This window comes from Micromonospora purpureochromogenes, from assembly GCF_900091515.1.
Classification (GTDB): Bacteria; Actinomycetota; Actinomycetes; order Mycobacteriales; family Micromonosporaceae; genus Micromonospora; species Micromonospora purpureochromogenes.
Window position 1 is genome coordinate 4,785,276 of record NZ_LT607410.1, and the last position, 13,881, is coordinate 4,799,156.

The window sequence follows — 13,881 nt, forward strand, 5'->3', positions numbered from 1 at the left end:
CGTGAGGACGTTGTCGACGACCTCGGGGGGCTGGAACGTGGCGATCCAGGATTGGTTCCTGACCGCTGACGAACGCGCCAACCCGGTCTCGGTGTTACCCGTCTGGACGGCGGGAAACCTCGCCGAGCCGTTGATTCACGGTGCGGCGTACTTCGACCGGCTGGTCAGCGAGGTGGAGGCGCTGCGCGCCGGTGACCACCTGTTCTTCACCGACTGGCGTGGCGACCCGGACCAGCGGATGCGCCCGGACGGACCGACGGTGGTCCAGCTCTTCGCCGGGGCCGCTCAGCGGGGCGTCGTGGTCAAGGGGCTGATCTGGCGCTCCCACCTCGACGCCCTCTCCTACAGCGAGGCGGAGAACCGCAGCCTCAGCGAGGCGATCTGCGCGGCCGGCGGCGAGGTGCTGCTCGACCAGCGGGTCCGGCGCGGCGGCTCGCACCACCAGAAGCTGGTGGTACTGCGCCACCCCGGGGCGCCGGAGCGCGACATCGCCTTCGCGGGCGGCATCGACCTGTGCCACAGCCGGCGCGACGACGCGGCGCACCGGGGCGACCCGCAGGCCGTGCAGATGTCCCCCCGGTACGGCCCGCACCCGCCCTGGCACGACGTGCAGCTCGCCGTCCGCGGTCCGGTGGTCGGCGCGCTGGACACCACGTTCCGGGAGCGCTGGACGGATCCGATGCCGCTGGACTCGGAGAATCCGCTGGCCTACCTGCGCGACCGGCTGCGCGGCGCCGACCTCAGCCCCGATCCCCTGCCCGAGCAGCCGGCCGACCCGCCGCCCTGCGGCCCGCACCGGATCCAGGTGCTGCGCACCTACCCGGCGGTCCGCCCGCGCTACTCCTTCGCGCCGGACGGCGAGCGCACCGTGGCCCGTGGCTACACCAAGGCGGTACGCCGGGCCCGCCGGCTGATCTACCTGGAGGACCAGTACCTGTGGTCCACCGAGGTGGCCGAGCTGTTCGCCGACGCGCTGCGGGACAACCGCGACCTGCACCTGGTGGCGGTGGTGCCCCGCTACCCGGACGTGGACGGCCGGCTGGCCCTGCCGCCGAACATGGTCGGCCGCGAGCAGGCGCTCTCGCTCTGCGACAAGGCCGCCCCGGACCGGGTGCACGTGTTCGACCTGGAGAACCGCGAGGGCGAGCCGGTCTACGTGCACGCGAAGATCTGCGTGGTCGACGACGTCTGGGCGAGCGTGGGCAGCGACAACTTCAACCGCCGGTCCTGGACGCACGACAGCGAGCTGTCCTGCGCGGTGCTCGACGACACCCGCGACGAGCGGGCGCCCACCGATCCGGCCGGCGCGGGCGACGGCGCCCGGGTCTTCGCCCGGGAGCTGCGGCTGCGGCTGTGGCGCGAGCACCTCGACCGCGACCCGGCCGGCGGCGAGGACGCCGACCTGCTGGACCCGGAAGCGGCGGTGCAGGCGATCATCTCGGCGGCCGACGCCCTCCAGCGGTGGTACGACGGCGGCCGGCAGGGCCCCCGGCCCCCGGGCCGGCTGCGCCCGCACCGGCCGGAACGGCTGCCCTGGCTGACCCGGCTCTGGGCGCTACCGGCGTACCGGCTGGTCTACGACCCGGACGGCAGACCGCTGCGGGCCCGGCGCGCCGGCACGTGGTGAGGCGTCGCCACGCGCCTCCGCCCGCGCCTGCTGCCCGGGGTACGGGGTCAGCCCACCCGGGTACGCGAACGCGGTACGCGGGGCGTAGAAGCCCCAGGTGATCAGCAGCGGGTTCTCCGGGCGCAGCGCGTAGACCGGGTGCCCGGGCTCCAGGAACTCCACCGACTCGATCTCGAACGGGTCGACCGTCTCGGAGATGAACGGGTAGACGGAGCTGACCAGCTGCCCGGCGCAGCGGGTGAAGTAGCGGTTGTGCCCGGCGTGGACCACGTGCCCGGTCTCGCCGACCCGCGCCCGGGCCCGGATCAGCGGCGACCCGTCGGCCACGGTCTCGGCGACCAGCGCCTCGCCCCGCACCTCGATGCTGGTCCGGCCGAGCACCGCGGGAGCGCCGCGGGCGGCCGCGTACTCCCGCACCAGCGGGCTGGAGGTGACGTAGTGCGTCCACCAGCCGCCCGGCCTCACCCCACCGGGCGCGTTCACCCCCTCCAGGGCCACCCCGAGGTAGGTCAGCGAGTAGGCGCCGAAGCCGGAGGTCTGGGAGTCGTCCTCCACCACGTACTGGTTCATGAAGACCTGCCGGTCCCGGCGGGGCCGCAGGCCGGGCGGCACGAGCGCGGCGACGGCGTCCGGATCCGCCGGCAGCCAGCTGAAGTGCAGCGTGCGACTGTCGACGACGAGTTGCGGATCCGCGGGGTCCAGCACGACGCCTCCGTACCGATGGGTGTAGGCCGACGCTACGTGCGGTCCTGTCAACGGGACAACGACGGAAAGCCGACACTCGTCCCCATGTCGGTTTCACGATTGACCGGTCGGTCGGGCCGGGCAGCCGACCGGACGGGACGAACGGGAGTCCGTCGGACACCGCCATCGGTCGAGCGACCCGGTAACGGTGATCACAAGACGGCACGTTTTTGTCCGTTGCGTGCCTTTCATGACTCGAAATTACTTAAGTACATCGTCCTTTCGGCTAGATTTCGTCAAGCCGATCGGGCTAAGGTGAGTCCCGAACGGACCATCTGAAGCTAAACCAAAGCGTCACGTCTTTTTGTCCGCGGACGAGGTGCAGGGAGGACCACCCATGACCGCGCCAGCGACCACTGAGCAGCCGGCCACCGCCGCGCCGACCACCGAGAAGCTGGACCCGCGCGCGCTCACCGACAGCGCCGCCGACCTGCTCAACGCGATGGCCGCGCTGCCCGCCAACCATCCGTCCCGCGCCGCGATGCGGGACCGGGCGATCGAAGCCTGGCTGCCGCTCGCCAACCACCTCGCCCACCGCTACAGCGGTCGCGGCGAGCCCACCGACGACCTGGCGCAGACCGCCGCCGTCGGCCTCATCAAGGCGATCGACAAGTTCGACCCCTCCCGCGGCGTCGACTTCGCCGGCTACGCCATCCCGACCATCATCGGTGAGCTGAAGCGGCACTTCCGCGACCGCACGTGGGACATCCGGGTGCCCCGCCGCCTCCAGGAGCTGCGGCTGGCCATCTCCGACGCCAACAGCTCGCTGCTGCAGACCCTCGGCCGCTCGCCGACGGTCGCCGACATCGCCGCCCACCTCAAGCTCACCGAGGAAGAGGTCCTGGAAGGCCTGGAGGGTGCCCGCGCGTACAACGCGGTGTCGCTGTCCACCCCGACCGGCGACGGCGACCGGGCGACCGAGCTGGGCGACATGCTCGGCGGCGAGGACAGCGAGTTCGAGCTGGCCGAGCTGCGGGTGGCCCTCGGCCCGGCGCTCGCCACGCTCGACGAGCGCGAGCAGAAGATCCTCACCCTGCGCTTCTACGGCAACCTGACCCAGTCGCAGATCGCCGAGCAGATCGGCGTCTCGCAGATGCACGTCTCGCGGCTGCTGGCCCGGGCGCTGACCAAGCTGCGGGGTCAGCTCGACGGAACCTACTAGGGTGCGCTGACGGCGGCCGGGTCGGCGGACCCGGTCACCGTCGCGTCCTTCGGGCCCGGTCGGCGGTTCGCCGACCGGGCCTTTCCGTGCTCCCGTCGGGTACCGGGCTCAGCGGCTGCCGGGCTCGCGCCACATCGGGTAGAACGGGGAGCCGTCGGGCAGCCGGAACGGCTCGCCAACCCGGTAGCCGTGCCGGGCGTACAGGTCGCGGCTGCGCTCGCTGCTCGCCTCCAGGTACGCCGGCACGCCGGCCGCGTCCAGCGCCGCGTGGTGGTGCCGCAGCAGGGCGGTGCCGACGCCCCGCCCCTGCCGCTGCGGAGCCACCGCCAGGAACGCCAGGTGGTGGTGGTCGGCGTGCGGGTGGTGCGCCTCGAACAGCGTGTCGAGATGCTGGAACCGCTCGGTCCACTCGCCGCAGGCCGCGGCCAGCCGCTCGTCGTAGTCGGCCGGTGGCGGCGCCGGGTCGCCGGACTGCGGGAACCAGACCGCGACGCCGGACCGGTCGGCGGTGGCGTGGACCAGGCCGTGCCGCATCGCGTACTCGACCAGGATCTCGAAGTTGTCCGCCAGCACGGCCTCCCGCTTGGCGGCGTCCGGCACCAGCCACCGCGTCGCCGCCAGCTCGTGGAACGCGCCGGCGATCCGCTCGGCGACCGCCCGGGTCTCCGCCGGCCCGAGCCGCTCGACGGTCAGTGCGGTCACCGCCGTACCCCCGCCCCGGCCGGCGTCGGCGGGCCCGGCTCCGGCAGCACGGCCGCCGCGGCGCTCTCCGCGCCCAGGCCGATCCGGGCGTACACGTCGGGGCGGCTGCGGCGCAGGACCAGGCCCCAGAGCACGCCGAGCAGCGCGGCGACCGGGTAGACCGCGGGGATCGCCCAGCGCAGCGGGGAGTCCGGCGCGACGCCGAGCAGGGTGGCGAAGTTGTCCAGCGCCACCACGATGATCACGGCCAGCGCGAGCGCCGCCAGGCCCGGGGCGATCGCCCGCCGCCAGAGGGTCTCCCGCACCCCCTGCCGGGCGAAGAACGAGATGACCGCGGCCGAGGTGGCCGCGATCAGCAGCAGCACCCCGAAGCCGCCGCCGGTGCCGGCCCAGTAGAACAGCTTCAGCACCGGGTCCCAGCCGTTCACCGCGTACAGCACGATCACCACCAGACCGAGGACGCTCTGCGCGAGCGACGCCACCCGGGGCGACCCGGTGCGCGGCGAGGTCTGCCCGAACGCGGGGGGCAGCACCCGCTCCCGGCCGAGCGCGAAGGCGTACCGGGCGGTGGTGTTGTGAAACGAGATCATCGCGGCCAGCACGGACGTCACGAAGAGCGCCTGGCCGATCAGCACCGCGGTGTCGCCGAGGTGCTCGCCGGCCAGGTTGAAGATGAGCAGGACGCTGTCCTGGCCGGCCCGCTCGGCGATCCGGTCCGGCCCGGTGGCCACCGTCATCGTCCAGGACGACAGGGCGTAGAGCGCCGCGATGATCGCGACCGAGAGGTAGGTGGCCATCGGCACCGTCCGGCGCGGGTCCTTGCTCTCCTCGCTGAACACCACCGAGGACTCGAAGCCGACGAAGCCGGTGATGGCGAGCACGAGCGCCGCCCCGGCGCCCGACACGAAGAGGTTCTCCGGCGACAGCGCGGCGACGCTGACCTCCCCGCCGGCCGGGTGGGTGAGCTGGGCGAGGTCGTAGACCACGATCACCGCGATCTCGGTGACCAGCAGCACCGCCAGCACCAGCCCGTTGATGTCGACCCGCAGCAGGCCCAGCACGGCGACCAGGCCCCAGGCGACCAGGGCCACCACCCACCACTGCGGGTGCCCGCCGAAAAGCCGGTCGAGCACCGGCTCGGCGGCGATGCCGATGGTGCCGTAGAGCCCGACCTGCAGGGCGTTGTACGCGATCAGCGCCACCCAGGCCGCGCCGACGCCGGCCGGCCGGCCCAACCCGCGGGAGATGTACGCGTAGAACGCGCCGGCGTTGGCGACCCGGCGGGCCATCGCCACGTAGCCGACGGAGAAGAGCACGAGCACCGCCGCGACCGCCAGGAAGGCCAGCGGGATGCCGGTCACGCCGGTGACCGCGTACCCGGTGGTGACCACCCCGGCGACCACCGTGAACGGCGCGGCGGCGGAGAGGACGAAGAAAATGACCGAGGGGACGCCCAACCGGCCACGGGCCAGGGCGTCGGAGACGTTGCTGGGGCGTTCCAGCGTCGACGTGGGAGACATGGGGGCGGCTCCGGTTCGAGGGGGGATGAGGGGGATGGTGGTGGCGCAGGTCAGGGAATGCCCCGCAGCACGGCCGCGCCGACGGCGGCCTCGGTGTGCGCGACGAGTTCCCGCAGCGGGGCGGGCAGGGCGGGGATGAGCACACCGAGCCGGTGGTGCGCCCGGGGTCCGGCGCTCCAGAGCACCTCCCGGCTCAGCCCGGCGGCGCAGACCAGGCCGAGCAGGGCGGCGTCCGGCACGCCAGGGGGATCCGGCCGTTCCAGCAGGGCGCGCAGCCGGGTGGCCGGCCAGGCCACCACGTTGAGGTCGATCGGGACGTAGCTGACGCTGGTACGCAGCAACCGCCGGCTCTCCTGCCGGCGCAGCACCCCGGCGCGGGCCAGCCGCTCCCCCACCGACGTGGTCGCCGTCTGGGCCAGGAAACTCAGCCAGGTACGCAGCGACTGGTGCTGCGACTCGCCGATCAACTGGTCCAGCACGGTGTGCGCCAGGGCGTCCGGCGGTGGACGCCGGTCCAGCACCGTGACGAGCCCACCGGAGACGGTGATCTGTCCGAACAGGATCAGCTCGCCGAGGAGGGCGCCGGCGAGCCCCAGCCCGGTCGCGGCCGGGTGCAGTTTCGCCTTGCCCCGGCTGTCGTTGTGGGCGATGAGGAAGAACTCGTCGGCGATGAGCAAACGAGCCTCCAACGCGGGTTGTCCACAAGTGATCGACGCCGGGTGACAGGATGCCCGCACCCTGCGACCATTGCAACTCCCGGATTCGACGGTTGCACTCCGTGCTGGCGCGACCTGCGGATCTTGCCGTGCCAGACTCAGAGGGTGACCGCCAGCCCCACCGTCCGCCGCCGCCGGATCGCCCGCGAACTTCGTCAACTGCGCGAGCGCGCCGGCATGACGCTCGACGTCGCCGCCCGCCAGCTCGACATGTCCAAGAGCAACCTGTCCCGGATCGAGAACGCCCAGATCGGCATCAAGCCGCGCGACGTGCGCGCCGCCCTGGCGCTGTACGCGGTCACCGGCGCGGACGCGGAGGCGCTGATCGAGATCGCCCGCGGCGCGCAGCAGCGCGGCTGGTGGCAGAACTACAGCGACGTGCTGCCGGAGTGGTTCGAGTTCTACGTCGGACTGGAGGCCGAGGCGGCGACGCTGCGCACGTACGAGGCGGAGTCGGTGCCCGGCCTGCTCCAGACCGAGGCGTACGCGCGGGAGATCTACCGGCGCACCGCGGGCGAGGAGGGGCTGGAGCGCAAGGTCGCCGCCCGGCTGCGCCGGCAGGAGGTGCTGCGCCGGGAGTCCCCGGTCCAGCTCTCCGTGGTGCTCAACGAGGCGGTGCTGCTACGCCCGGTCGGCGGTGCGGCGGTGATGGCCGAGCAGCTGACCCACATGGCCCGAATCGCACAATCACCGAACGTGACTATTTACGTACTTCCATTCACGGCCGGGGCGCATCCGGCGATGAGCACCCCGTACGTCATCCTGCAGTTCGCCGACGCCGCCGACGCCTCCGTGGTCTACCTGGACAATCTCACGATGGGGCTGGCTCTGGAGGATGCCGGTCACGTGCGCGGGTATAGCCTTGTGCATGAGGAGCTGTGCCGCATGGCACTGGATCCGGCGGACTCCGTGGCCCGCCTGGAGGCCGCGTCTCGTAACTTTGCGTGACCGCATTGCGGCACGCCCGCAGAAGACGAGAGGTACGGGAATGACCGCGCTCGACCTGACCCGGGCGGACTGGCGCACCAGCACGCGCAGCAGTGGCAACGGAAACTGCGTGGAGGTCGCCACCGTCGACGGTCGGGTCGCCGTCCGCGACAGCAAGGACCGGGGCGGGCCGCTGCTGGTCTTCTCGTCCGCGACCTGGGCCGCCTTCGTCACCGGCGTCGACGCGGTGCGCCCCGGCTGACCGCCGGGTGCCACAGTGGGCACCGTGCTCTCCGACGTACCCCTGAGACTGCCGGTAAGTCCGGTCCTGCCGGCGCTGGTCGCCGCCCTGGCCGAAGCGGGCGGCGCGGTGCTGGTGGCGCCGCCCGGCACCGGCAAGACCACGCTCGCGCCCCTCGCGGTGGCCGACCGGGTCGAGGGCCGGGTGGTGGTGGCCCAGCCGCGTCGGGTGGCCGCCCGCGCGGCGGCCCGCCGGATGGCCGACCTGCTTGGCGAACGGGTCGGCGGCCGGGTGGGATACGCGGTGCGCGGGGAGCGCCGGGTCGGCCCCGGCACCCGGATCGAGGTGGTCACCACCGGCCTGCTGGTCCGCCGGCTGCATCACGACCCGGAGCTGCCCGGGGTCGGCGCGGTGCTGCTCGACGAGGTCCACGAGCGGCAACTCGACGCGGACCTGGCGCTGGCCTTCGCGGTGGACTCCCGGGCGGCCCTGCGCCCCGATCTGTGGCTGCTGGCGATGTCCGCGACGCCGGAGGCGGACCGGTTCGCCGCGCTGCTCGGCGCGGACCGGCCGGTCCCGGTGGTCCGGGCCGAGGCGGCGCTGCACCCGGTCACCCGGATCTGGGCGCCCCCACCCCGGCCGGTGACCCCGCCCGGTGCCGGTCGGGTGGATCCGGCCCTGCTCGACCACGTGGCGGCCACCGTCCGGCGGGCGCTGCACGAGCGCGAGGGGGATCTGCTGGTCTTCCTGCCGGGGGCCGGCGAGATCGCCGGCGTCGCCCGGCGGCTGGCGGACCTGACCGACCGGGTCGCCGTCCTGCCGCTGCACGGGCGGCTGCCCGGCGCCGCCCAGGACGCGGCACTGCGGCCGACCGACCGCCGTCGGGTGGTGCTGGCCACCTCGGTGGCCGAGAGCAGCCTCACCGTGCCCGGCGTCCGGGTGGTGGTGGACGCGGGGCTGAGCCGGGTGGCGCGCACCGACCTGTCCCGCGGCCTGGGCGCCCTGGTCACCGTCCCGGTCTCCCGGGCCGCCGCCACGCAACGCGCCGGCCGGGCCGGCCGGGAGGCACCCGGCCACGTCTACCGCTGCTGGTCGGCGGCCACCCACGAGCGGCTGGCCGCGCAGCCCGAGCCGGAGATCGCCACCGCCGACCTGACCGGCTTCGCCCTGGAGCTGGCGGCCTGGGGCAGCCCGGACGGCACGGGGCTGGCCCTGCCCGACCGGCCCCCGCCGGCGGCGCTGACGGTGGCCCGGGAGACGCTGGCCAGCCTCGGCGCCGTCCATCCGGACGGTCGGATCACCGCGCGGGGCCGGGCGATCGCGGCCGCGGGTGCCCATCCCCGGCTGGGCCGGGCCCTGCTCGACGGCGCGCCGCGGGTCGGCGCCGACCGGGCGGCGGAGCTGGTCGCGCTGCTGGCCGAGGAGGGCCTGACCGGCCGGGACGACGACCTGGTCGCCGGCTGGCGGCGGCTGCGCGGCAACGCCGACCCGGGGGCCACCGCCCGCTGGCGGACCGAGGTACGCCGGCTGCGCGCCGCCCTGCCCACCGGCGGCACCGGGTCGGGAGGCCGGGACCACCTGCCCGACGACCTGGCCGCCGGGCTGCTGGTGGGGCTGGCGTACCCGGAACGGCTGGCCCGGGTCCGCCGGGCCAGCGGGCGGTCGTACCTGATGGCGGGTGGGACGGCGGCGGAGCTGGCGCCCGGGTCGGGGCTGGCGGGCGTCGACTGGTTGGCCGTCGCGGTGGCCGACCGGTCACCCGGGGCGCCGACCGCCCGGGTGCGGCTGGCGGCGGGCTTGGACGAGGCCACCGCCCGGGAGGCGGGCCGACCGCTGCTGCGCGAGGCGCGGGAGGTCGGCTGGGTCGACGGTGACGTGGTGGCCCGGGAGGTGGTCCGGCTGGGTGCGATCGAGCTGCTGACCCGCCCGCTGGCCCGGCCGGAGCCGGCGTTGCTGGCGGCGGCGCTGCGCGACGGGCTGCGCCAGGAGGGGCTGTCGCTGTTGACCTGGACGCCGGCGGCCCGGGCGCTGCGGGAGCGGATGGCGTTCTGTCGGCGGGCGCTCGGCGACCAGTGGCCCGAGGTCAGCGACGACGCGCTGCTCGCGGCCGTCGACGACTGGCTCGGCCCGGAGCTGGCCGCCGCGCGACGGCGGACCGACCTGTCCCGGGTCGACGTGGCCGCCGCGCTGCGCCGGCTGCTGCCCTGGCGCCAGGCGGCCCGGCTCGACGAGCTGGCGCCGGAGCGGATCGAGGTGCCCAGCGGCTCGAAGATCCGCCTCGACTACGCGGACCCGGCGGCGCCGGTGCTGGCGGTGAAGCTCCAGGAGACGTTCGGCTGGCCGGCCGCGCCCCGGATCGCCGACGGCCGGGTGCCGGTGCTGCTGCACCTGCTCTCCCCGGCCGGCCGGCCGGTGGCGGTCACCGCCGACCTGGCGTCGTTCTGGCGTACCGGGTACCCGCAGGTCCGCGCCGAGCTGCGCGGCCGCTACCCGCGCCACCCGTGGCCGGAGGACCCGGGCAGCGCCACGCCCACCCGGCACGCCACACCCCGGCGCCGCTGAACCGGCTCCGGCTCACTCCTCGACGATGTCGGCGATCAGCACGGTGACGTTGTCCGGGCCGCCGGCCCGCAGCGCGAGGTCGATCAGACGGCGGGCGCACAGCTCCCGGTCGGCGGTCTCGGCCAGCACCTCGGCGAGGGTGTCCGGGCGGACCACGTTGGAGAGGCCGTCGCTGCACAGCAGCCAGCGGTCCCCCGCCCAGGGGACCATGGTCGCGTACGCCGGGGAGACGTCCTCACCCTGCAGCGCCTGGGTGACCACCGCCCGCCGGGGGTGGCTGGCGGCCTCCTCGGGGCCGATCACGCCCTGGTCGACGAGCATCTGCACGAAGGTGTCGTCCCGGGTGACCTGCTTGAGGGTGCCCTCGCGGAACAGGTAGGCCCGGGAGTCGCCGATGTGGGCCAGGGCGAGGCAGCTGCCGGTCCGGGAGAAGAGCAGGGCGGTCAGTGTGGTGCCCATGCCCTGTCGTTCCGGATCCTCGGCGACCGCCTGGCGGATCCGCGCGGTGGCCAGCTCGATGCCGCCCTGCAGCGCCGCCACCAGAGCGTCCTCGGGGGTCTCCACGTCCAGGGGGGCGATCGCGTCGATGGCGATCCGGCTGGCCAGGTCGCCGGCCGCCATCCCGCCCATGCCGTCGGCGACGGCGACGAGCCAGGCACCGGCGTGCAGGGCGTCCTGGTTTCCGCTGCGGATCAGCCCACGGTCGCTCGTCCCGACGGAACGAAGCTTCAGGGTCATGGGAGGCAGCCTGCCAGGCGAAGGGCGCTGTTGTCTCTAGGAGATCACGACGACGGGTCGTGGCGCGGCGAATCTCACTGTCCTTCACGTTCCCGGAGCCGCCGATCCCGGCCGGAAGGTCATCCAGCCCGATCAATTGACACGGACGAGCTGCGCTGGAAACATCGGGACGAAGCTGGGAGCGCTCCCAGCCGTCGCTCCTCCCCGACCTCACCGCTCCCCCGCCCGGAAGGAATCCCCGTGATCCCAATCCGACGCCGCCATCTCGCGTTATTGACGGCGACCGCCCTGGCCCTCACCAGCGCCGGCGCCGGCGTGGCGCACGCCGAGGTCCCGCCGGACGCACCCGAACAGCTCAGCAACGGCGACTTCAGCGCCGGTGTCTCCCCCTGGTTCTCCTACGGCACCGGAACGCTGGACGCGGCCGACGGCCGGCTCTGCACCACCGTCCCCGGCGGGTCGGCCAACCCCTGGGACGCCGGCATCGGCCAGGACGGGGTACGGCTCAACGCCGGCGCGGAGTACCGGCTGGGCTTCGACGTCTCCGCCATCCCCGGCGCCGCCGTCAAGGCCGTCCTCCAGCTCGGCAGCGCCCCCTACACCACGTACGCGGCCGTGGGCGCCACCGCCGGCTCCGAGAGCACCCGGGTCGGGCAGACCTTCACCGTGCCGGACGACAACCCTGCCGCGCAGCTGATCTTCCAGGTCGGCGGGTCCGCCGCCGAGCAGCGGATCTGCCTCGACAACGTCTCGCTGCGCGGCGGCGAGGTGGCCCCGCCCTACCAGCCGGACACCGGCCCCCGGGTCCGGGTCAACCAGGTCGGCTACCTGCCGGGCGGGCCGAAGAACGCCACCGTGGTGACCGAGGCGACCGACGCGCTGCGCTGGGAGCTGCGGTCCGCCGCCGGCGCGGTGGTGGCCAGCGGCGAGAGCACCACGCACGGGGTGGACGCCGCCTCCGGGCAGCACGTGCAGACCGTCGACTTCTCCGCGTACCGCACGCCGGGCACCGGCTACACCTTGGTCGCCGACGGCGAGACCAGCCACCCGTTCGACATCTCCGGCGACCGCTACGACCGGCTGCGCGCCGACTCCCTCCAGTTCTTCTACGCCCAGCGCAGCGGCATCCCGATCGACGGCGACCTGATCGGCGCCGAGTACGCCCGCCCGGCCGGCCACGTCGGCGTCGCACCCAACCAGGGCGACACCGAGGTGTCCTGCCAGCCCGGCGTCTGCGACTACTCCCTCGACGTGCGGGGCGGCTGGTACGACGCCGGCGACCACGGCAAGTACGTGGTCAACGGCGGCATCGCCACCTACCAGCTGCTGAACACCTTCGAGCGGACCAAGACGGCGGAGACCGCCGACGGCGGCGCGGCGCTGGGCGACGCGACCCTGCGGGTGCCCGAGCGCGGCAACGGGGTCCCCGACGTGCTCGACGAGGCCCGCTGGGAGCTCGAGTTCCTGCTGCGCATGCAGGTGCCGGCCGGCCGGCCGCTCGCCGGGATGGCCCACCACAAGATCCACGACCGGAACTGGACCGGGTTGCCGCTGGCCCCGCACGAGGACCCGCAGCCGCGCGAGCTGCACCCGCCGTCCACCGCGGCCACCCTCAACCTGGCCGCCGTCGCCGCCCAGTGCGCCCGCCTCTTCGCCCCCTACGACGCCGCCTTCGCCGCCCGCTGCGGCACCGCCGCGAGGACCGCGTACGCGGCGGCCAAGGCGCACCCGGCGAGCTACGCCAGCGCGGCCGACGGCACCGGCGGCGGGGCGTACGACGACACCAGCGTCACCGACGAGTTCTACTGGGCGGCGGTCGAGCTGTACCTGACCACCGGAAAGAAGAGCTATCTGGACGACCTGGCCGCCTCGCCGCACCACGGCGGCGACGTCTTCGCCGCCGGCGGAGCCTTCGGCTGGCAGAGCGTGGCCGCCCTCGGCCGCCTCGACCTGGCCACCGTGCCGAACGGCCTGCCGGCCGCCGAGAAGGCCCGGATCCGCGCCTCGGTGACCGAGGCCGCCGACCGGTACCTGGCGGCGCTGCGCGCCGAGGCGTACGGCCTGCCGCTGCCCGCTGACGCCGGCAGCTACGTGTGGGGCAGCAACAGCACCGTCGTCAACAACGCGATCGTGCTGGCCACCGCCTTCGACCTGACCCGGAACGCGACCTACCGCGACGGGGCGGTGCAGGCGATGGACTACCTGCTCGGCCGCAACGCGCTCAACATGTCGTACGTGACCGGCTGGGGCGAGCAGCACGCCCGCAACCAGCACAGCCGGATCTTCGCCCACCAGCTGGACCCGAACCTGCCGAATCCGCCGGCCGGTTCGCTGGCCGGCGGCCCGAACGCCGCCCTCCAGGATCCGTACGCCGCCCAGCTGCTCGCCGGCTGCAAGCCGATGTTCTGCTACGTCGACGACATCAACTCGTACGCGACCAACGAGGTGGCGATCAACTGGAACTCGGCGCTGGCCTGGCTCGCCTCGTTCCTCGCCGACCAGGGCGACGCCGGGGCGGTGCCCGCGCAGAGCTGCGCCGCCACGTACCAGGTGCACGGCGGCTGGCCGGACGGCTTCAACACCCAGGTGACCATCCGCAACACCGGCACGAGCGCGGTGAACGGCTGGACCGTCCGGTACGCCTTCACCGGCGACCAGAAGGTCGAGCAGGCGTGGACGGCCCAGGTCAGTCAGTCCGGTGCCACCGTGACGGCCCGGAACCTGGCGTACAACGGGAAGATCCCGCCCGGCGGCAGCATCACCTTCGGCCTGCTCGGCAAGGCCGGCACCCTCGCCAACCCCGCCCCCAACCTGATCACCCTCAACGGCGCCGCCTGCACCCTGCCCTGACCCCCACCCCGGCGCCCCGCGCCGCCGGTCAAAGATCCGCGCAAATTCACGGAAAGAGTGGCCTCCCGGCTCCGGAAGGCCACTCTTTCCGT

At 74.1% G+C, this 13,881-nt stretch carries 11 protein-coding genes; 6 read left to right on the top strand and 5 right to left on the bottom strand.

Annotation, left to right across the window (positions count from 1 at the left end; translation table 11 throughout):
- Positions 1 to 37: 37 nt before the first annotated feature.
- Positions 38 to 1,627, top strand: a complete 1,590-nt coding sequence (locus GA0074696_RS22105) for a phospholipase D family protein (protein WP_088962876.1) — start codon at positions 38 to 40, stop codon at positions 1,625 to 1,627.
- On the opposite strand, the gene GA0074696_RS22110 is transcribed toward GA0074696_RS22105, so the two are convergent.
- Positions 1,556 to 2,332: an acetoacetate decarboxylase family protein gene (locus GA0074696_RS22110; RefSeq protein WP_231925110.1), complete on the bottom strand. Its 777-nt coding sequence runs from the start codon at positions 2,330 to 2,332 to the stop codon at positions 1,556 to 1,558. The genes GA0074696_RS22105 and GA0074696_RS22110 overlap by 72 nt on opposite strands.
- A 376-nt stretch (positions 2,333 to 2,708) precedes the next feature.
- Between GA0074696_RS22110 and GA0074696_RS22115 the strand changes: the two genes are divergently transcribed.
- Positions 2,709 to 3,533 carry a SigB/SigF/SigG family RNA polymerase sigma factor gene (locus tag GA0074696_RS22115; protein WP_088962877.1) on the top strand — a complete coding sequence of 275 codons (825 nt, stop codon included), beginning with the start codon at positions 2,709 to 2,711 and terminating at the stop codon, positions 3,531 to 3,533.
- Positions 3,534 to 3,641: 108 nt separating this feature from the next.
- On the opposite strand, the gene GA0074696_RS22120 is transcribed toward GA0074696_RS22115, so the two are convergent.
- The 3 genes from GA0074696_RS22120 to GA0074696_RS22130 are packed head-to-tail and all read right to left on the bottom strand — an operon-like array spanning position 3,642 to position 6,432.
- On the bottom strand, positions 3,642 to 4,235 hold the full coding sequence (locus GA0074696_RS22120; protein ID WP_088962878.1) for a GNAT family N-acetyltransferase: 594 nt from the start codon (positions 4,233 to 4,235) through the stop codon (positions 3,642 to 3,644).
- On the bottom strand, positions 4,232 to 5,755 hold the full coding sequence (locus tag GA0074696_RS22125; protein WP_088962879.1) for an APC family permease: 1,524 nt from the start codon (positions 5,753 to 5,755) through the stop codon (positions 4,232 to 4,234). Before GA0074696_RS22125 ends, GA0074696_RS22120 begins: the two co-directional genes overlap by 4 nt.
- A gap of 50 nt (positions 5,756 to 5,805) precedes the next feature.
- A complete protein-coding gene (locus tag GA0074696_RS22130; protein ID WP_088962880.1) occupies positions 5,806 to 6,432 on the bottom strand; it encodes a GOLPH3/VPS74 family protein in 627 nt (208 codons plus the stop codon).
- Between the two features lie 144 nt (positions 6,433 to 6,576).
- Here GA0074696_RS22130 and GA0074696_RS22135 point away from each other — a divergent pair, with 144 nt between their 5' ends.
- Genes GA0074696_RS22135 through hrpB form a run of 3 tightly spaced genes read left to right on the top strand, consistent with a single transcriptional unit; the run spans position 6,577 to position 10,201 of the window.
- Entirely contained in the window at positions 6,577 to 7,419 is an 843-nt protein-coding gene (locus tag GA0074696_RS22135) for a helix-turn-helix domain-containing protein (RefSeq protein WP_088962881.1), read from the top strand.
- Between the two features lie 40 nt (positions 7,420 to 7,459).
- Complete coding sequence (locus tag GA0074696_RS22140; protein WP_088962882.1) at positions 7,460 to 7,660, top strand: DUF397 domain-containing protein; 201 nt, start codon at positions 7,460 to 7,462, stop codon at positions 7,658 to 7,660.
- Positions 7,661 to 7,684: 24 nt separating this feature from the next.
- Positions 7,685 to 10,201, top strand: a complete 2,517-nt coding sequence (hrpB, locus tag GA0074696_RS22145; protein WP_088964716.1) for an ATP-dependent helicase HrpB — start codon at positions 7,685 to 7,687, stop codon at positions 10,199 to 10,201.
- A 12-nt stretch (positions 10,202 to 10,213) separates the two neighbouring features.
- On the opposite strand, the gene GA0074696_RS22150 is transcribed toward hrpB, so the two are convergent.
- Positions 10,214 to 10,939 (bottom strand): PP2C family protein-serine/threonine phosphatase, encoded by a 726-nt coding sequence (locus GA0074696_RS22150; protein WP_088962883.1) that lies wholly within the window; start codon positions 10,937 to 10,939, stop codon positions 10,214 to 10,216.
- A gap of 240 nt (positions 10,940 to 11,179) precedes the next feature.
- Here GA0074696_RS22150 and GA0074696_RS22155 point away from each other — a divergent pair, with 240 nt between their 5' ends.
- Positions 11,180 to 13,789, top strand: coding sequence for a glycoside hydrolase family 9 protein (locus GA0074696_RS22155; protein ID WP_407940504.1), 2,610 nt, complete (start codon positions 11,180 to 11,182; stop codon positions 13,787 to 13,789).
- Positions 13,790 to 13,881: the final 92 nt, after the last annotated feature.